General features: G+C 32.2%; 17 protein-coding genes and 2 pseudogenes. 3 read left to right on the plus strand and 16 right to left on the minus strand.

Annotation, left to right across the window (positions count from 1 at the left end; genetic code table 11):
- The first annotated feature begins 43 nt into the window (after positions 1-43).
- Entirely contained in the window at positions 44-1,492 is a 1,449-nt protein-coding gene (locus FDN13_RS04865; RefSeq protein WP_138979166.1) for a hypothetical protein, read from the plus strand.
- Between the two features lie 81 nt (positions 1,493-1,573).
- The gene (locus tag FDN13_RS04870; RefSeq protein ID WP_138979167.1) at positions 1,574-1,735 is read left to right on the plus strand and encodes a hydroxymyristoyl-ACP dehydratase; all 162 of its coding nucleotides are present in this window, start codon (positions 1,574-1,576) and stop codon (positions 1,733-1,735) included.
- A gap of 25 nt (positions 1,736-1,760) precedes the next feature.
- On the opposite strand, the gene FDN13_RS04875 is transcribed toward FDN13_RS04870, so the two are convergent.
- From FDN13_RS04875 to FDN13_RS04930, 12 genes and pseudogenes are all read right to left on the minus strand, one after another.
- Entirely contained in the window at positions 1,761-3,392 is a 1,632-nt protein-coding gene (locus tag FDN13_RS04875; RefSeq protein ID WP_138979168.1) for a peptide ABC transporter substrate-binding protein, read from the minus strand.
- Positions 3,393-3,486: 94 nt separating this feature from the next.
- Positions 3,487-4,470 carry an ABC transporter ATP-binding protein gene (locus FDN13_RS04880; protein WP_207670908.1) on the minus strand — a complete coding sequence of 328 codons (984 nt, stop codon included), beginning with the start codon at positions 4,468-4,470 and terminating at the stop codon, positions 3,487-3,489.
- Positions 4,470-5,479: pseudogene (locus FDN13_RS04885) on the minus strand (ABC transporter ATP-binding protein). Before FDN13_RS04885 ends, FDN13_RS04880 begins: the two are co-directional and overlap by 1 nt.
- Before the next feature lie 11 nt (positions 5,480-5,490).
- A complete protein-coding gene (locus FDN13_RS04890) occupies positions 5,491-6,423 on the minus strand; it encodes an ABC transporter permease (RefSeq protein ID WP_138979170.1) in 933 nt (310 codons plus the stop codon).
- A gap of 11 nt (positions 6,424-6,434) precedes the next feature.
- Complete coding sequence (locus tag FDN13_RS04895; protein ID WP_138979171.1) at positions 6,435-7,355, minus strand: ABC transporter permease; 921 nt, start codon at positions 7,353-7,355, stop codon at positions 6,435-6,437.
- 382 nt (positions 7,356-7,737) lie between these two features.
- On the minus strand, positions 7,738-8,022 hold the full coding sequence (locus FDN13_RS04900) for a hypothetical protein (RefSeq protein WP_138979172.1): 285 nt from the start codon (positions 8,020-8,022) through the stop codon (positions 7,738-7,740).
- Positions 8,019-10,007 (minus strand): NAD-dependent DNA ligase LigA, encoded by a 1,989-nt coding sequence (gene ligA / locus FDN13_RS04905; protein ID WP_138979173.1) that lies wholly within the window; start codon positions 10,005-10,007, stop codon positions 8,019-8,021. The genes FDN13_RS04900 and ligA overlap by 4 nt, the downstream gene beginning before the upstream one ends.
- 12 nt (positions 10,008-10,019) lie before the next feature.
- The gene (pcrA, locus tag FDN13_RS04910) at positions 10,020-12,212 is read right to left on the minus strand and encodes a DNA helicase PcrA (protein WP_138981022.1); all 2,193 of its coding nucleotides are present in this window, start codon (positions 12,210-12,212) and stop codon (positions 10,020-10,022) included.
- Positions 12,213-12,317: 105 nt separating this feature from the next.
- The gene (locus tag FDN13_RS04915; protein ID WP_138979174.1) at positions 12,318-12,638 is read right to left on the minus strand and encodes a YerC/YecD family TrpR-related protein; all 321 of its coding nucleotides are present in this window, start codon (positions 12,636-12,638) and stop codon (positions 12,318-12,320) included.
- A 189-nt stretch (positions 12,639-12,827) separates the two neighbouring features.
- Positions 12,828-13,549, minus strand: a pseudogene (locus tag FDN13_RS04920) (pseudouridine synthase).
- A 142-nt stretch (positions 13,550-13,691) separates the two neighbouring features.
- On the minus strand, positions 13,692-15,032 hold the full coding sequence (locus FDN13_RS14495; RefSeq protein ID WP_168190075.1) for a patatin-like phospholipase family protein: 1,341 nt from the start codon (positions 15,030-15,032) through the stop codon (positions 13,692-13,694).
- Between the two features lie 21 nt (positions 15,033-15,053).
- Entirely contained in the window at positions 15,054-15,653 is a 600-nt protein-coding gene (locus FDN13_RS04930; RefSeq protein WP_168190076.1) for a lytic transglycosylase domain-containing protein, read from the minus strand.
- A gap of 206 nt (positions 15,654-15,859) precedes the next feature.
- Between FDN13_RS04930 and FDN13_RS04935 the strand changes: the two genes are divergently transcribed.
- Positions 15,860-16,096, plus strand: a complete 237-nt coding sequence (locus tag FDN13_RS04935; protein ID WP_138979177.1) for a hypothetical protein — start codon at positions 15,860-15,862, stop codon at positions 16,094-16,096.
- Here FDN13_RS04935 and purD read toward each other — a convergent pair.
- The 4 genes from purD to purM are packed head-to-tail and all read right to left on the minus strand — an operon-like array spanning position 16,093 to position 20,444.
- Entirely contained in the window at positions 16,093-17,337 is a 1,245-nt protein-coding gene (gene purD, locus FDN13_RS04940; protein ID WP_138979178.1) for a phosphoribosylamine--glycine ligase, read from the minus strand. The genes FDN13_RS04935 and purD overlap by 4 nt on opposite strands.
- A gap of 11 nt (positions 17,338-17,348) precedes the next feature.
- Entirely contained in the window at positions 17,349-18,848 is a 1,500-nt protein-coding gene (gene purH / locus FDN13_RS04945) for a bifunctional phosphoribosylaminoimidazolecarboxamide formyltransferase/IMP cyclohydrolase (protein WP_138979179.1), read from the minus strand.
- Complete coding sequence (purN, locus tag FDN13_RS04950; RefSeq protein ID WP_138979180.1) at positions 18,841-19,461, minus strand: phosphoribosylglycinamide formyltransferase; 621 nt, start codon at positions 19,459-19,461, stop codon at positions 18,841-18,843. Before purN ends, purH begins: the two co-directional genes overlap by 8 nt.
- Entirely contained in the window at positions 19,449-20,444 is a 996-nt protein-coding gene (gene purM / locus FDN13_RS04955) for a phosphoribosylformylglycinamidine cyclo-ligase (RefSeq protein ID WP_138979181.1), read from the minus strand. The genes purN and purM overlap by 13 nt, the downstream gene beginning before the upstream one ends.

Here is a 20,444-nt window from a genome sequence, read left to right on the forward strand (position 1 = left end):
CACATAGAATAAATATAAGGATTAATATTAGGTGGTGAATGTTTTGGAATACCATCAAGATACACAAAAAGAAGAATTAATAAATTCCGCACTAAAACTTTGCTGCATTAGCATTGATAATATAAAGTGGGGACTTTTATATTCTGGGGCAGGTATATATCAGAGCATTGAAGAAAAGGAATTTAAAAAAATTGTAAATTCTTTTGATGTAAATTATGAATCAAAGGATTTAATAGATAATATTGTACTTTTAAAATGCTCATATAAAAAGGGTAAACCTTTTTTACCCTTTGTTGATTCAAATTCTTCAGGAAAATATGTATGGGATTCTAACAGCTTTAACAAAACAATATATCCGTTAGCTCAATCTTTTTCAATATTAAGTTTATTAAAAGCAATGGATTTGTTAAAATCTCAAGATAGCTTACTTTCGTACTTAATGCATTTAACTGCACAAAATTTCTATGATTTTGCAACAACATATATGAGAAATGAGGATGGTTTATTCATAGCTGTAGAAGATAAAACAAGAAACATAAATGATGAACTAAAAATAAAAACCATTCAAAAAGAAGCAAAGATTATAGATCAAATCCTTATGCATGAGGCCCTTTTGTATCTTTACAATTCGTCATTGGCTTATAACAGCGATACTCCATCTATAGAAAGATATAAGATTGAAAAGGATAACCTATTTAATTTTATATTTGAAAATTGTAACCAAATACTTGAGATGTCATCAAAGGAAATAAGTCTTATAATATCTTCTCTATCAAGATGTTATGATATTACCCGAAATGATGAGGAAAAGACAAAGTATCATCTTTTAGTTTTTCTACTTTGTGCAGAACTTGAATCAAGAATTAAAATAACTGGTGAAATTCAAAGAAGTTGTCTTGATACAATAATATCTTCAATTATAACTCACTTTAGAGCTTTATCTGCACTTTTAGAAGGTTATCATATAACAAGGATGGAAAATTTCAAAGATGCAGCAATTAGAATATATAACACACTATTAGATTTATACGACCCCTACTACTCTCTTTTTATACAAGGAAATTATTCAAAAATAAGTTATTCAATAAGAGATATTGCTGAGATAATAAAAAGTCTTCTTCTTGTATATATTTCAACTCAAGATGAAAAAGCCCTTAAGATACTTAATGATTTCTATACTTTTACAATTGAAAACTCAAGTATAATTCCAAGTATATCTCAAAGAAAAACTAATTTTATGAATTATGAGGTTACAATGCCAGAAATAATACCTAATACCCTTGATGTATATAAGGCGCCTGTATTTATAAAAAGCTTTAGAGTATCCTGTAGAAAAACTCCTCCTACAATTACTCCTTCAAAATCATATAACAGCATATATTCTACTTATTCAAGTTATATTTTCCTTTATTACTTAAGTAAAATAATAGAGCCAAAAAAAAGCATCGAGGAAATATTAAATGAGTCTACTGAAGATAACTCAAATATATAGGATCTTTATTATGCTTATAACCCTATTTCATAAATAATTATTCTATAATGTAAGAATACTATAGATAAGGAGGGGATTATAATGACAAATATTAACTGCTCAGCAAACTGCATTCATGAAAAGAACGGAAAATGCACCTTAAACCATGTAAGTATTACCCAAAGCGTAATGGGGCATGGAACAGACTGTGCATATTTTTCTCCAAGAGATTTAAAGTCAGATGCTCCTCCTGAAAAAGTTTAAGCCCACCAAAAGGTGGGCTTTCACATTATTTCTTTGCACTTTCATCAACGTAAGCATGGTCAAAGTATACTGTTGCAAGTGGAGTCTTATAAACTCCCTTTATCCATGGTTTTACGCACATGTTGCTTACATAGAAGTATATTGGACATACAGCCTGCTCATCCATCAATATCTTTTCAGCATCATGCATGAGCTGGTCTCTCTTTGCTAAATCTGTTGTACTCTTAGCTTGTTTTAAGAGCTGATCATATTGTGCATTAGTAAATTTACCATCGTTAAATCCATTATCGCTCATAAACATATCAATAAATGTCATTGGATCAACATAGTCAGCCATCCATCCGCCTCTTGCTATTTCAAAGTCACCATTTTGTCTTGTCTTTTGGAATACTTTCCATTCTTGGTTAGCAAGCTTAATGTTGATTCCAAGGTTCTTCTTCCACATATCCTGAATCATTTCAGCAATCTTTTGATGAGCCTCACTTGTATTGTAGAGGTATGTCATTTCTGGGAAACCTTTACCATCTGGATATCCTGCCTCAGCAAGGAGTTGCTTTGCTTGCTGAACATCTTCTTTAAATAAGTCTCCACCCTTTTCTCTAAAGTCAGATTTTCCATCAGATTCTGTAATTCCATAAGGTACCTGTGCATAAGCTGGTTTTTGGCCAGTCTTTAATACTGCATCTATTATAGCTTGCCTGTTTATTGCAAGAGTTAAAGCTTTTCTAACCTTTGGGTTATCAAGAGGAGCTTTCTTTGTGTTAAAGTATAGGTAGTATGTTCCAAGCTCTGGATATATCTGTAACTTATTTTCTTTAGTAAGTCTTGGAACTTCAGCACTTGGTACTGTTTCAATAACATCTATTTCACCTTTTTCCCAAGATGTTAAGGCTGAAGATGCTTCATTAACCATAACCCATGTCATCTTAGAAAGTTTAACATTCTTTGCATCCCAATAATTTTCGTTCTTTTCCCATTCCATTGAATCATTGTGAGTCCATTTTACCATCTTAAATGGACCATTTCCAATGTAAGTATCTCCACTTTGCGTCCACTGTTCTCCACCTTTTTCAACAGCATCCTGTCTTAAAGGCATATATATTGGCATTGCAAGAAGCTGTAAGAAGAATGCAGTTGGAACTTTAAGAGTAACTTCTATTGTATAATCATCCTTTACCTTAATTCCAACATCTTCCCATTTAGCTTTTCCTTCATAATATTCCTGGGCATTCTTTATATTATCAGTTAAGAAGAATACATAAGTTGCAGCAAGTTTTGGATCAAGAGCTCTCTTCCAAGCATATTCAAAATCCTTTGCTGTAACTGGCTTTCCATCGGACCATTTTGCTTCTTTTCTAAGATGGAATGTATAAACTGTTCCATCTGCACTTATTTCCCATTTTTCAGCAACCCCTGGCTTAACGTTATTGTCATCGCCAATTCTTGTAAGACCTTCAAATGCATTGGCAATTACAGTTGCACCATCAACTGCTTCATTTAATGCTGGGTCGATAGTTTCTGAGTCAGTTCCTAGGTTGTAAACAAGTGTCTGGTTAGCATTAGAAGCTCCTTTGCTACCACAGCCAGCAAATAATGTTCCTACCATTACTATGGTAAGAATGACTGTTAAGAATGAAAATAGATTTTTCTTTTTCATAATAAACCCCCTTTAATTTTATTTTTCCCAGTATATAAAAAATTTACTGGAAATTCAACCATTTTTAATAAATTTAAATTTATTTTAGCACTTATTAAAATAAATGGCAAGCAACAAAATGTCCTCCTCCAAGGTCTTTAAATTCCGGATCCTTTTCTGAACATACAGGCTTAGCATATCTGCATCTTCCTTTAAATCTGCATCCTGCCGGTGGATCTATCGGAGATGGTATTTCTCCTTCAAGTATTATTCTCTTTCTACTTTCAGCTATATCAGGGTCTGGTATAGGTATTGCAGATAATAGAGCCTGTGTATAAGGATGCTGTGGATGATTATATAGCTCATTACTTTCTGCAAGTTCAACTAGCTTTCCAAGATACATAACCCCTACTCTGTTTGATATATGCTTTACCATAGAAAGGTCATGAGCAATAAAAAGATAGGTAAGTCCTAAATCCTTCTGTAAATCCTCAAGCATGTTTACAACCTGAGCTTGAATCGAAACATCAAGGGCTGATATAGGTTCATCGCAAACTATGAATTCAGGCTGTACAGCAAGGGCTCTTGCAATACCAATTCTTTGTCTTTGTCCTCCTGAAAATTCATGGGGATATCTATTTGCATGCTCACTGTTTAATCCAACTCTTTGAAGAAGATACTGTATCCTCTCATTTCTTTCCTTAAGTCCACAAAGGTTGTGAATATCTATAGCCTCTCCTATAATATCGCCAACTGTCATTCTTGAATCAAGAGAAGCATAAGGATCCTGGAATATTATTTGCATCTTTCTTCTATATTGTATCATTTGGTTTGTATTAAGTTTTGTTATATCTTTGCCATTATATAATATTTTTCCTGATGTTGGTTCATAAAGTTTTAAAATAGTTCTTCCACAGGTTGTTTTTCCACAACCTGATTCTCCTACAAGTCCTAATGTCTCTCCTTTTTTTATTCCAAAAGAAACATCATCTACTGCCTTTACATAACTTTTAGATTTCTTAAATATACCTTTTGTAACAGGAAAATACTTCTTTAAATTTTTTATTTCAAGTAGATACTCGCTCTTTCTTTCTTCCATCATTCTCTCCCCCTTCCTCTAAAGCCTTCAACCTTTGGAGCATCTGGATGATTAAGCCAGCAGGCTGCTCTATGGCCTTCACTTATTTCAAAGTAAGGAGGCATCTTCGTTTCACATATCTTCATTGTGTACTTGCATCTTGGAGCAAAAGGACATCCTACAGGGGGTTTAATAGATCTGGAGGTTGTCCTTCAATTGGCTTTAACCTCTCCTTAGCAAGAGTTTTTGGATTAGGAACACTTCCTAATAGTCCTAAAGTATATGCATGAGAAGGATTATAAAATATATCCCTCTTTGTTCCCTGCTCTACTATTTTTCCTCCATACATTACATTTATTCTATTGCAAATATCTGCAACAACTCCAAGGTCGTGAGTAATTAATATTATAGATGTATTTATCTTACTTTTAAGTTCTTTCATTAAATCAAGTATTTGTGCCTGAATAGTAACGTCAAGAGCAGTTGTTGGTTCATCAGCAATTAATAGCTTTGGATCACAAGCTAATGCCATAGCTATCATAACTCTTTGTCTCATACCACCAGAAAACTCATGTGGATATTGAGATAGTCTTTTTTCTGCTTCAGGTATTCCAACAAGTTTTAAAAGTTCTATTGCTCTTTTTCTTGCATCTTGTTTTGTCATTTTCTTATGCCTTAACAGTGGCTCCATAAGCTGATTACCTATTGTAAATACAGGGTTTAATGAAGTCATTGGATCTTGGAATATCATACTTATTTCATTTCCTCTAATTCTTAGCATTTCCTGATTAGATATTTTTACAAGATCCTTACCTTCAAATAATGCTTTTCCTTCCTTTATCTTTCCTGTATCTCCAAGAAGTCTTAAAATAGACATCATTGTAACACTCTTACCACAACCTGACTCTCCAACAAGTCCTATAGCTTCACCTTTTTCTACATCAAAGGTTATTCCTCTAACTGCTTTGACCTCCCCTACATGAGTAAAGAAGGAGGTATGCAAATCTTGTACCTGTAAAAGTTTTTCCATGTTTATCCCTCCTACTTTCTCATCTTAGGATCAAGAGCATCTCTTAACCCATCTCCAAATAGATTAAACGCAAGCATTATAATACATATTGCAAGTGAAGGAAAAAACAACTGATAGGGATATGTCCTATACGTTGCAATAGCATCATTACATAAAACACCAAGGGAAGCCATTGGTGCAGATACTCCAAGCCCAATAAAGCTTAAGAAAGCTTCCGTAAATATAGCGCTTGGAATTGACATTGTAAGCGTTACAATTATTGGTCCCATACTATTTGGAATAAGATGCCTTAAAATTATTCTAAAGTTTTTTGCACCAAGTGCCTTTGCTGCAAGTACAAATTCCTGCTGTTTCAATGCAAGAACTTGTCCTCTAACTATTCTTGCCATTCCTACCCAATAGGATATACCAAGGGCAATAAATATATTAGAAAGGCTTGCTTCTCCTAAAACAACCATAAGAAGTATTACATATAAAACCGTAGGAACGCTATAAAGCACGTCAACAATACGCATCATTATATTGTCAACGCTTCCTCCATAATATCCTGATATTCCACCATATATTACACCAATAACAAAGTTTATAAATGCAGAAACAATACCAACTGCAAGAGATATTCTTGTACCATAAAGAACTCTTACAAACAGATCTCTTCCAAGCATGTCTGTTCCAAACCAGTGTTCAGAATTTGGTGCAAGATTTAGTGCATTCATATCATTTGTTCTATAATCATACTTACATAGATATGGTCCAACAAAGGAAATCATTGCAAGTAATATTAAAACAACCAATGAAATAGTTGCAACTTTGTTTTCTCTAAGCCTTCTCCAAGCATCCTGCCAGTAGGTCTCACTTGGACGTACAACTATATTTTTATTCTTTTCTTCTTGAGGAACAAATTCAAATAAACTTTTATCCATATTTTCAAGATTTATATCCATAAGTCCACCCCCTAGTTATCAAGCTTAATTCGTGGATCAAATACAACATATAGTAAATCAACTAATAGATTAAATACAACAAGCAAGAAACTATCAAATATAGTAAGTCCTAAAATAGTTGTAAAATCCCTATTAGTTATACTCTCAACAAACTGTCTTCCCATTCCAGGTATTGAGAATATCCTTTCAACAACAAAACTTCCTGTTAATATACCAGCAACTAAAGGTCCAAGGTAGGTTATAACTGGTAATATTGCATTTTTTAAAGCATGTTTATAAACAACTATTTTATCTGGGATACCCTTTGCCTTTGCAGTTCTTATATAATCCTGCCTTATAACATCAAGAAGACTTGATCTTGTAAGTCTTGATACAAAGGCAGTCGGTGTTGCTGCAAGAGCAATTGCTGGAAGTACAAAATGTCTTGGAGTACCCCATCTCATTGAAGGAAATAAACCAAGCTTAAAGGACAAGAAATATAAAAGTAAAGTTGAAAGAACAAAGCTTGGTATAGTAATTCCAATCGTGGCAAGGAACATAACAAAACTATCCTGCCACTTTCCTTGATTTAATGCCGATATAATTCCAAAAGGTATACCAAACAAAAGTGCAACTAATACAGAAACTCCTCCAAGCTGTGCTGATATTGGGAATCCATCTTTTATAAGATCATTTACAGTTCTTCCTATATATCTGTATGATGGTCCAAAATCACCCTTTAGAAGGTTTTTAAAATATTCCTGATATTGCCACCAGAGAGGCTTGTCTAAATTATATCTTGCTTGAATCTGTTTCATTATCTCAGGAGGTATTTTCTTTTCCTTATCAAATGGTCCACCTGGGATAGCATGCATCAATATAAATGTTATTGTTGCTATTACCCACATAGTAACAATACAGGATACAAGTCTTTTTACTACGTATCTTAACATCCTCCACACCCCTTAAAGTTAAATTGTACTTTAAATATATTTAATATATATATTTTATATTTATTTTAATTTTAAATCAATTAAATTTAAGAGTTAATATAATATTTAAATATTGGAAATATATAAATTTTTTCTACATCAGCCAATTCTATTTTAAATAATAAAATAATATTTTCATACTAAATTAAGCCTAAAACTTGATTATATAATATATACTAAATTATATCATGATAGTTATATAACAACAATTTACACTTTTCCTTTTTAATATAAAAGACAAACTTTTGTATTTATATATAAAATTATATGTAATTTTTTTTAAAATAAAACAATACATAAATCTAATGTAGTAAGAAAATAATTAACTATTTTAAATACGCATCTAGTATATTCCAAAAATCACAAAAATAAGAAGAATTCCTCCTAAGGCAAAAAGCATTATAGAAAATTTAGGATTATTATCTTTATCTATTAAGTAAGATCCATAGAGGCTGTTTAATCCCCACAGAAAAAAGGTTAAAGCAAGACTTATCTCAAGGGGAAGCATAGTTGAAAAAGGTTTTAAAAAAGCCCCATAAGATATACCAAATAGAACAAGAGTTGTTATTATAGATACAATAGAAGATATAAAAAACATTATCCACATCAAAATATCAAAAATTTTCATACAACACCCCTAATCATATCTTCAAATTCATTTTCAGAAATTATTTTAATCTGCAATTCTTGAGCTTTTTTAAGCTTACTTCCAGCATCCTCCCCTGCAAGTACATAGTTTGTCTTTTTTGAAACACTTGATGAAACTTTTCCTCCTAAAGATTCAATTATGCTCTCTGCTTCTTTTCTTGTATATCTAGAAAGGCTTCCTGTTAAAACAAAAGTCAAGCCTTCAAATATTTTATTTTTATTATCTTCCTTTTCTAAAAGCTCAAAGTTTATTCCTGCATTTTTAAACTTTTCTATAAGATTTTTATTATGCTCCTCTTTAAAAAATGATATTATACTTTGAGCCATTTTATCCCCAATTTCTTCAACCTGGATTAGTTCTTCATAAGAAGATTTTAATAAGTTATCTATTTTTTTAAAGTATTTTGCAAGGTTCTTAGCAGCTTTACTTCCTATGTATCTTATCCCAAGCCCGAATATAAATTTATCTATGTCATTTCCTTTTGATCTTTCTATAGCATCAATAAGGTTTTGAGCAGATTTTTTCCCCATCCTTTCAAGGTTTACTATATCTTCGAATTTTAAATAATATAAATCTGCCGCGTCATGAATTAGGTTATTTTCCATAAGAAGGTTTATTATTTGAGGTCCAAGGCCTTCTATGTTCATTGCATCCCTTGAAGCAAAATGTATTATGCTCCTTTTAAGCTGTGCTGGACAGGATATATTTGTACATCTTAAAGCTGCCTCTCCTTCCTCTCTTACAACATCTCCACCACACTCCGGACACTTTGAAGGCATTTTAAATATTACTTCATCTCCATCCCTATCCTCAAATACCACCTCAACAACCTCTGGTATTATCTCTCCTGCTTTTTGTATTATAACGCTATCTCCTATTCTTATATCCTTTTGTCTTATGTAATCTTCATTATGAAGCGTTGCCCTTGAAACAGTAGATCCTGCTATCCTAACAGGCTCTAATAGTGCTGTTGGAGTTATCGCACCAGTCCTTCCAACCTGTACTATTATATCCTTAACCTTAGTCTTTTTCTTTTCAGCAGGAAATTTATATGCAACTGCCCATCTTGGAGTTTTAGCTGTTTGTCCTAATATTTCTCTGTAATTCAATTCATTTACCTTTACAACTATACCGTCTATTTCAAATGGAAGCTCTCCTCTTATTTGTGAAAGCTTTTCTATATTTTCAATAACTTCATCAATATTTTTGCAAACTATTCTTTCAGGACTTACTTTAAATCCTAAGGATTTCAGAAATTCCAAGGCTTCACTATGCTTTTCAAAACTTTTTCCCTCTATTCTTTGAACATTAAAAATAAAAATATCAAGCTTCCTTTCAGCAGTAATACTTGAATCAAGCTGCCTTAAAGAACCAGCTGCTGCATTTCGAGGATTTGCAAAGGTAGGCTGTTCCATCTCCTCCCTTTGAATGTTAAGCTTTTCAAAGGCATCCTTAGGCATATAGACTTCTCCTCTCACCTCAAGAGCATAAGGATAGCCTATCTTCAATGGAACGCTTTTAATCGTTCTTACATTTAAAGTTACATCCTCACCTATTATTCCATCCCCCCTTGTTGCAGCAGTTTTTAAAACTCCATTTTCATAAGCTAAGCAAACAGATAATCCATCTATTTTAAGTTCAACTACATATTCTGCCTCAACCTCGCCTTTAACTCTTCTATCCCAGTCCCTAAGCTCTTCAAAGCTGAAAACATCCTGAAGGCTTAGCATAGGTATATTATGCCTAACCTGCTTAAACTCTTTTAATGGAACTCCTCCAACTCTTTGAGTTGGAGAGTTTTCATCGTAAAATTCAGGATGCTGTTTTTCTAATTTTTCAAGTTCCTTCAACATTTTATCGTATTCAAAATCAGAGATTTGCGGATCATCTAAGACATAATATCTATAGTTATGGTATTCTATTTCTTTTCTTAAATCTTCAATACGTTTTTTTATACTTTCCATATAATCACCTCACTAAATTTTTTCAAGAGGCGCAACTGATGCAAGTAGATTTTTAATCCCTACTTTTTCAAAATCTATTGTAATCATCTTATCAGCTGACGTTTCTTTTACTGCAATTATTCTACCTATACCAAATACGCTATGTTTAACCCTTAAACCTACGCTATATTCAATATTTTTCTTTTGATGGCCAACATTTTTTGAATATGAAAAAACCGTATTATTATAATATGCTTTTGATAATCTTATATCATCATAATTATAAACTCTATTAAAACTTGGCTTTTGACTTCTTATCTCATCAATTAAATCCTCTGGTATCTCTTCTATAAAACTAGATACATCGTTATACATCTGTCTTCCATAAAGTAACCTACTTTGTGCACAAGTTAAATAAAGCAGCTTCTTTGCCCTTGTAATACCCACATAGCAAAGTCTTCGTTCCTCCTCAAGCTCATCTTCATCATCCCTTGCTGAAAAGTGAGGAAATATTCCTTCCTCCATACCAGCTATAAATACGACGTTAAATTCAAGTCCTTTTGCTGTATGAAGAGTCATTAAAGTTACAGCATCAGCTAAATTTAGCTCATCCTGATCCGATACAAGAGCAATCCTTTCAAGAAATGAAGAGAGGCTCTTATCATCGCTTATTTGTTCAAATTCTACAGCTGCAGATTTGAATTCTTTTAAATTTTCAATCCTATCCTTACTTTCTTTAGAATTATCCTTCTCAAGCTCATTTATATATCCTGTAACATTTAATATCTCATCAATAAGATCAGAAACCTTCATTTTGTCCTTAGACATTATAAAATAATTCATCTGACTTATAAACTTCTCTATTGAATTTAATGCCCTTTTATTAATATCTTCAATTGAATCAATATCTAAAAGTGCATAGTATAGGCTAATGTCCATTGAGTTTGCATATTCTTTTAGCCTATCTATAGTTGCCTGTCCAATCCCCCTTTTTGGAACGTTTATTATCCTCTCAAGGCTAATACTATCTAACGGGTTATTAATTACTTTAAGATAGGCCATTAAATCCTTTATTTCTTTTCTATCGTAGAATTTTAACCCTCCAATTACCCTATATGGAACAGCAGCTTTTACAAAAGCCTCTTCAAGTGAACGTGACATAGCATTAGTTCTATATAAAACTGTAAAATCCTTCAAACTCATACCATTATCTGTAAGCTTTTTTATTTCACTAACAATAAAGTATGCTTCTTGATCTCCTGTTTCTGCCCTATAAAATTTTATATTTTCCCCCTGGCTATTTTCAGTCCAAAGCCTCTTTGGCTTTCTCTTTTCGTTATTTTGTATTACATAGTTTGCAGCATCAAGTATCTTTTTAGTACATCTATAGTTCTGCTCAAGCTTTATTACTTTAACATCAGGATAGTCTTTCTCAAAGTCAAGTATATTTTCTATTTTTGCACCCCTCCATGAGTAGAGACACTGATCATCATCGCCAACAACGCAAAGGTTCCTGTGCTCCTTTGCAAGTATATTTACAAATTCATACTGTGCTTTGTTTGTATCCTGATATTCGTCAACAAGTATATATCTAAACTTTCTTCTATAATAGTTTAAAACATCATCGTATTTCTTAAACAGCTTAACCGTAAGCATTATAATATCATCAAAATCCAGCGCATTGCTTTTTTCAAGCTTACTCTGATATAACTTATATATATTTGCAATGTTTCTTGTTTTAAAATCCATACCATATTTTTTATAGTATGTATCAGCATCTATAAGTTCATCTTTAAAGGAGCCTATTTTAGATAATACATCCTTTGGAGGCATTGCCTTTTCATCTATATTAAGTTCCTTTAAGCATTCTTTTATTATTTTTTCTTGATCGCTTGTATCATATATAACAAAGTCCTTGCTGTAGCCAATTTTTTCAATATCCTGCCTTAATATCCTAACACATGCAGAATGGAAGGTACTTATCCAGATATTTTTAGCTATATCGCCTACAAGATTAATTACCCTTTCTTTCATCTCATCAGCAGCCTTATTGGTAAAAGTAATTGCCAATATATTACCAGGATATACTCCATTTTCAATAAGATTCGCTATTCTATATGTTAAAACTCTTGTTTTACCACTTCCTGCACCAGCAAGAATTAAAAGGGGGCCCTGCAAAGTTTCCACAGCCTGCCTCTGTTCTTTGTTTAATAAGCTTAGATCTATCACAAACCATTCCTCCTAAATTATCTTCAATACATTAGATTATAGCATTAATTTCTACAAGGTGCTATTTCAACATATAAAAAGAGTAGCCAATGCTACCCTTTATTAATCTATATGATTTAGTTTTCCTTTTTCTTTTAATCTTTCAAATACCCTCTTATATCCATCATTACCATAGTTATAAAACCTGTTTACCCTGCTTATCGTTGCTGTGCTTGCTCCTGTGGTATCTGCAATATCTATATATGTTTTTCTTTCTCTTAACATCTTTGCAACATGAAGTCTTTGAGCCATAGCTTTTATTTCATTTACAGTACATATATCTTCAAAAAATCTATAACAATCTTCCAAGTTTTCAAGAGTTAAAATTGCTTCAAACAAAAAATCTATATCCTTACATTTGAGTTTAGATTCATAAGCACTCACAATACCACCTCATATCAAATAATTACACCTATATTATAATAAAATTATACCATATTCTCAAATTAAATATATCCAAAAATACAAAAATTTCTAAAAATATGTCATGTTAGCAATAACAAGATCAATTTATTAACATATTATTCCACATTATCCACAGCTTTGAAATAAATATACAACATAAGAATACGTCTACTTTTTAACAAATTCCTTCAAAGCATTTACTTCTTCTTCTGTAAGTTCTCTATATTCCCCAAAGTCAAGATTTTCATCAAGCTTTAAAGGTCCCATTTCAAGCCTTTTAAGATATATTACCTTTTTACCTACTGCCTCAAACATTCTTTTTATTGATGATATTTACCTTCATAGATTATAACTTCAACCTCTGAGATTTCATCAGATAAAAGAATGTTTAGTTCTGCTGGCATAGTTTTATAGCCATCATCAAGGACAACTCCTTTTTTAAACTTTTTAACATCATCTTGAGTCACTTTACCTTCTATTTTTGCATAATATTTTTTAGGTACATGTCTTTTAGGAGATAAGAGCAAATGATTTAATTCTCCATCGTTAGTTAAAAGCAAAAGTCCCTCCGTGTCCTTATCAAGCCTTCCAACAGGAGCTGGATTGAATATTACATATTCATCATCAAGTAAATCTATTACAGTCTTTTCATAATAGTCCTCAGTTGCAGATATAACTCCATGAGGTTTATTCAACATGATATATATGTACTTCCTATAGTTTAGCTTTTCTCCAAAAACTTCTATTACATCTTTATCCGGATCAACATGTTCAGATGAATCCTTAATAAGCTTCCCATTTACTGTTACTTCTCCAGATTTTACAATTGATTTAACTTCTTTTCTTGTTCCAAAGCCCATATTTGAAAGTATCTTATCAAGCCTCTCCATTACCATAATCTTTCCTCCATTAATTAATTTATAGCTACATAAAAATTATAGCAATTAAAGTAAATATTATTATCTATATTTTTAACTAAATTAATTTAAACAAACCTAATTTTAGACATAAATTAAGGCTGAATACGTCAGCCTATTCATTCTTATTTAATATCAAAAGCGATATAAACATATTTGCAATCGATATTTTGGGAAAAGCAACAGCAATAAACCTTCTAAACCTTTTAGTTCTATCATCAGTGTCATTAAAATCTGTATTATATGATATTAAAAATTTTCCTTCTATCAATGTTTTTTTAATTTCCCTATCAAATTCCAATTGGTTTCGGCTCATGATAAGTTTTTTTATATTATTAACATACTGTTTAAAATCATCACTGTTTTTAATTTCCTCATATTTTTTTATTATCTCATCTATAAGCTCATCTAAAGTATATGTTTTTTTCTTATCTATTTCAAGCTGCTCTGCTGTTATCTCAGCCATTGCTGGAAAAATGTTGCTGCTATCTATTTTTCCATCTACGTATTGCCTTATAGTTCTTATTATTACATCAAGAATAAGTTTGTTGGGAGCAGCTGTTTTACTATTCCAATCTATACCTAAAAATGTATATATCTTTTTCAAATCCTCAAACTCAAGTTTATCTATAAATTCATACTTGCTTTTCTTTTCTTCTTGATAGGGCTTTATATAATAACTATTCCCTTTCAGCTTTCCAAAGGCCTTTAAAGTATCATAATATCCTATCTCCATATTTATCTTTGCCTTTTCAGAATCAAATTCAAGCACTCCTCCTAAAATATCCTTATTCTTAATATAAATTATATCTGCACCTTTTTTTCCATTTAGCCTCGTAATTCCCGGACCTGATATATCAACAGCAATTATTTTTTTAGCGCCTTTTTCTAATGCAAGAGAAATTGGTATATTATCATAAACCCCACCATCTATATATTTTTTATTGTCTATTTCCTGAGGTTTAAAAGCTGGAAAGCAGGCACTTGCTAGAAGATAGTCAACAAGCTTACCATCTGGTATATCCTTTTTAAAAATTTTAAGTGGCTTAAAATCACTAATTGAAAAAGTTACAATCCCCAAATCAATATCTGACTCTTTTATTTTTTTTTCATCTATAATATCATTAAGTAATTGCCTTAAAGGGGATACGTCAAACCCTCCAAAGCTTATCGCATCCTTTATTCTTGATAACCTATCTAATATATTTGCCTTTTCCTCATCCATAGCTACAAGTTCTCTTTCAACCTTAACAATACTTTCAAAACTAATACTTGTCCATAAATCCTTTACAAGTTCAAAATCTCCCTGAACAATCATAGCTCCATTTAGTGCACCTACTGAAGTACCTGTTACTATATTAATTGGAATGTTAAGTTCTCTTAAGGCCTTCCAAACACCAACTTCATAAGCCCCCTTAGCTCCTCCGCCACCTAAAACAAGTGCATAATTTTCCATGTTCATCCCCCTTTAGGATGTTTAATATTTCTTGTATTCCTTCATTACCTTTCTTACATAGTCCTGAGTTTCTTTTGGCATTTTATCTATTTCATCAACAGTATCAACTCCAAGCCGTTTCATTCTCCATATTCCTCCATTGTATGCTGCAAGAGCAAGTTCTTTATTACCACTAAAAGCATCAAGAAGAGTTTTTAAATATCTTGTTCCACCTTCAATATTATCAAGTACATCAAATGGATTTTGAATTCCAAGCATCTTTTGCGTACTTGGCATAAGTTGCATAAGACCTTGCGCCCCTGAACTTGAAACAGCTAAAGGATTAAATGAGGATTCAACATCTATTACTGCTTTTATCAAATCCTCTTCTACATTATATTTTTCAGAGGCCTGTTTTATTGCTTCAAAAATATTTTTATTTATATTTTTATTATTACTATCACTTTCACCTAAACTGCTCTTACTTTCATTTTCTACCACTTCACTATTAATTTTATCAAGAAGATTTTTTAATATAACAGAAAACATTCCAGATACATCATTACTACTATCAGTGCTTCCTATATAAGCACTTTGCATCATATATATCTGCATTATTTTAGCTATTTCCTCTGTTTTCATAATATCCTCCATTCCACTACTATCTTTAAAGCAGAAATTATATGCAATTGTTTTATAAGCATTATTTATAAAATTATTATATCACATCCTTATTTAAAAAAGATTAAAAATTTTGAACACACATTAATTATTTCCACAAAATAACAATAAATAATTATTATTAAAATATCACATATTATAATAATAAAATCAAATGAGGTGATAAGATGGTAAGAAGCAAAAAAGGTATCGATAGTAACATTGAAACTATGAGGGAAAGCGAAAATGATTATCCAATAATCGAACATTATAACAATGCACTTTTATGGCCAGAAAAGATAAAGGGAGGAATAGATCTTTTAGATACATACGAAATATCAGCAGTACCAGATAATCCAAATTCCTCCCTTGATTCTGTTGAAAAACTTCAAACAAAAGGTATAATACCAAAAAATAGGGGCTAAGCCCCTATATCCTTTCTATAGTACATTCCATCAAATTCTATCTTTTTTATCTCTTCATAAGCAGTTTTTCTTGCCTTTTCAATATCTTCCCCAAGGGCTACTATAGATAGCACCCTTCCTCCACTTGTTATGAGCTTCCCGTTTAGAAAAGTTGCCCCTGCTATAAAAACTTTACCTTTTATGTTATCCTCTATTTTAATCTCATAACCTGTTTCATATTTACCCGGATAACCCTTTGAGGATGCAACAATACAGCAGGAAGCTCCATCAATCCATTCTATCTTAACATCTTTTAATTTTTTATCTATACTGCTGTTTATTAGCTTAATAAAATCAGTTTTTAAAAGAGGAAGTAATGCCTGGGTTTCAGGATCTCCCATTCTAACATTATACTCAAGAAGGTAAACTCCTTTTTTAGTTATCATTATTCCAAAGTATATTATCCCACAGTAATCTAATTTCTCATTTTGTATTCCTAAAAGTGTCGGATTTAATATATTACTTTCAAAGTCCTCTAAAACCTCTTTGCTGCAATAAGGGTTTGGAGCAATAACCCCCATTCCTCCTGTATTAGGTCCAATATTTCCTTCATAAATAGTTTTATGATCCTTTGAGGATATGAAAGGTATTATAACATTTCCATCAGTTATAGATAAAATAGTAGCCTCAACACCTTCTAAGTATTCTTCAATTATAACCTTTTTACCAGAACCCTTTAATATATCTTCTATCATAAATTCTTTAAGTGTTTTTTGTGCTTCATTGAAATTTCTGCATATTACAACACCTTTACCCGCTGCAAGCCCATCTGCCTTTATAACTATTGGGTATGTGCTATTTTTTGCATAATCCAAAGCACTATCGTAATCATCAAATACTTCACACTTTGCAGTCTTAATTCCGTACTTATTCATAAAATATTTAGCATAAGCTTTGCTTGTTTCAAGCCTTGCAGCTTCCTTTGAAGGTCCGAAAATCCTAAGGCCTCTTTTTTTAAACTCATCAACTATTCCTGCCTCAAGATAGGCTTCAGGTCCAACTATGGTTATATCTATTTTCTCTTTTTCTGCAAAATCGCATATTTCATCAATCTTAGTCAATTCAACATTTATACATTTATTTTCAAGGGCAGTACCGCCATTGCCTACAGCACAATAAACTTTCTCAACATTTTCACTTAATGCTGCCTTATAGGCTATAGCATGCTCCCTTCCTCCACCTCCAACAACAAGAACCTTCATATAATCACTCCCTAATGCTTAAAATGCCTTATACCCGTAAATACCATAGCTATTTTATGCTTATTACACTCTTCAATAGAATCCTTATCGTTTATAGAACCACCTGGTTGAATTATAACCTTAATTCCATACTTTGCAGCTTCTTCTACAACATCGCTGAAGGGAAAGAATGCATCAGAGGCTAAAACTACTCCATCTTTTGCTCTCTCTAGAGCCTGTTTTGCTGCCCAAATCCTATTTACCTGCCCTCCTGCAATACCCTTTGCCATACCATCTTTAACAACTACTATAGCATTAGATTTTACATATTTTACAACCTTCATTCCAAATATCATATCATCCATATATTTTTCATCAGGCTTAACTTCAGTTACACAATTTATATTCTCTATAAGTTTATTATCAGAACCTTGAACTAAAATTCCTCCATCAACAGAACACAATTCTAATTTTTGCTCTGGCTTTATTGTGCATTTTATAACCCTTAAATTCTTTTTTGATGATAGTATCTTAAGAGCCTCTTCCTCATAATCAGGAGCAATAACTATTTCAAGGAATATCTTTACAAGCTCCTTTGCAGTATCAACATCAACCTTTCTATTAAAAGCTACTATCCCTCCGAATATTGAAACGTTATCGCACTCATAAGTCTTTTTATATGCTTCAAGTACACTTTCAGCTACTGCAACTCCGCAGGGAGTATTATGCTTTACTGCACAACAGCATATTTCATCAAACTCATTAACAACCTTCCAAGCAACATCCATATCCTTTATGTTGTTGTATGATAGTTCCTTCCCATTTAGCTTTTCAAAGTCCTTCATAGCACCTTTATTAGTTGTTGAAACATAATAGGCAGCACTTTGATGAGGGTTTTCACCATATCTTAAATCCATTACCTTTTTATAAGAGAGGGATAAATAATCAGACATGGTATCCTCTAAAAGAAAGTTTGCTATAGCTCCATCATAGGCTGACATAAGATTAAAAACTTTCCCTGCAAGATATTTTCTTGTATTATAGTCAACATCTCCATTTTCTTTTATCTGATTTATTACATTATCATAGTCATTCGTATCGGTTAAAACTATAACATCCTTAAAGTTTTTAGCTGCAGCCCTTATCATAGTTGGGCCTCCTATATCTATAAACTCAATCTTTTCATCAAAGGATATCACATCCCCAACCTTTTCAAAGAAGGGATAAAGATTTACTATTACCATATCAATTGGCTTTATTCCCTTATTTTCAATAGTTTTAATATGCTCAACATTATCCCTTATTGCAAGTATTCCTCCATGAATCATAGGATGAAGGGTTTTAACTCTGCCGTCAAGTATCTCTTCAAAACCTGTAACCTCTGATACCTCAACTACTGGTATGTTGTTATCTTTAAGATATTTATAGGTCCCACCCGTTGAAATTATCTCAACACCAATTGAGTTTAAAAAGCTTGCCATCTCAAGTATTTTATCTTTTTTATAAACGCTTATTAATGCTCTTTTAATCATTACTTTCACCTACCCATACTTTTCTATTATCTATCCTTAAAAGTCCCTTTGAAATTAAATCTACAGCATCAACAATAGCACGATGTTCTTCTTTTAAAATCCTTTCTTGAAGGGATTTTGGAGTATCATTTTCATAAACACAAACAGCCCTTTGAAGTATAATTGGCCCTGTATCCGTACCCTCATCTACAAAATGAACTGTGCAGCCAGAAATTTTAACTCCATATTCAAGAGCAGCCTCATGAACTTTGATTCCGTACATTTTTGAACCACAAAAGCTTGGAATTAAAGAAGGGTGAATGTTTATTATTTTATTTTTAAACTTTTTCAAAAGTTCACCTTTTAAAATAGATAAAAATCCTGCAAGTACAATTAAATCTACTTTACCATCAATTATTTTTAATATCTCATCAGAAAGTCTTTCCTTATATTCCTCTTTATCCAAGACATAAGTTTTTATGTTGTTCTCCTGTGCCCTTTTAATTCCAAATGCACCACTTCTATCGCTTATAACACATTCAATACTGCAGTTAAGTTTCTTATAATTTACTGCGTCTATTAGTGCTTGAAGATTGCTTCCAGAACCTGATATTAAAACTGCTATTTTAAACAAATCCTTCCACCCCCGGATTCAACATGTCCTATGGTGTAGGCATTCTCTCCCATCTTCTTTAAGTATGCTATTATATCCTCCTCATACCTTTTATCAACACAAAGTACAAATCCCACTCCCATATTAAATGTATTGTACATATGCATTTCATCAACTCCAAGGGACATTATATATTTAAATATATCATGCACTTTTATTCTACTTTTTTCAATAACGGCCGTAAAATCGTCTTTAAACATCCTTGGGATGTTTTCAATAAACCCTCCGCCTGTTATATGTGCCATTCCTTTTATCTCAAAATTTTTAAGAAGCTTTAAAACATTTTTAACATATATTTTTGTTGGTGTTAAAAGTACCTCTCCTATTTTTTGTCCATTAAAATCCATTTCAAGGTCAGTTATAAGTTTCCTAACAAGGGAATATCCATTACTGTGAATTCCTGAGGATTCTATGCCAATTAGCACATCTCCATCTTTAATATTTCTTCCATCAATTATCTTATCCTTTTCAACTACTCCAACGGCAAAACCTGCTATATCGTATTCTCCATCCCTATAAAATCCAGGCATCTCTGCAGTTTCTCCTCCAATTAGGGCACAACCTGCCTCAATACAACCCTTTGACACTCCTTTTACAATTTCTGCTGCAACATTTGCATCAAGCTTTCCACAAGCAATATAATCAAGGAAAAACAGTGGAGCTGCCCCATGACATAATATATCATTAACGCACATTGCAACACAGTCAATCCCAACCGTATCATATTTTCTCATTCTAAAAGCTATATCAAGTTTTGTCCCAACTCCATCGGTTCCTGATACAAGTACAGGATTTTTATACCCTTTAAGTTCAAACATTCCTGCAAAGCTTCCTATATTGTTTATAACTCCTGGAATAAACGTATTTTCTGCATATTCTTTATAATAACTAACTGCTCTATAGCCCTCTTTTATATTAACTCCAGACTGTTCATAAGTTATCAT

Origin of the sequence: Caloramator sp. E03 (genome assembly GCF_006016075.1) — a bacterium.
In the GTDB taxonomy this organism is placed as follows: Bacteria; Bacillota; Clostridia; order Clostridiales; family Caloramatoraceae; genus Caloramator_B.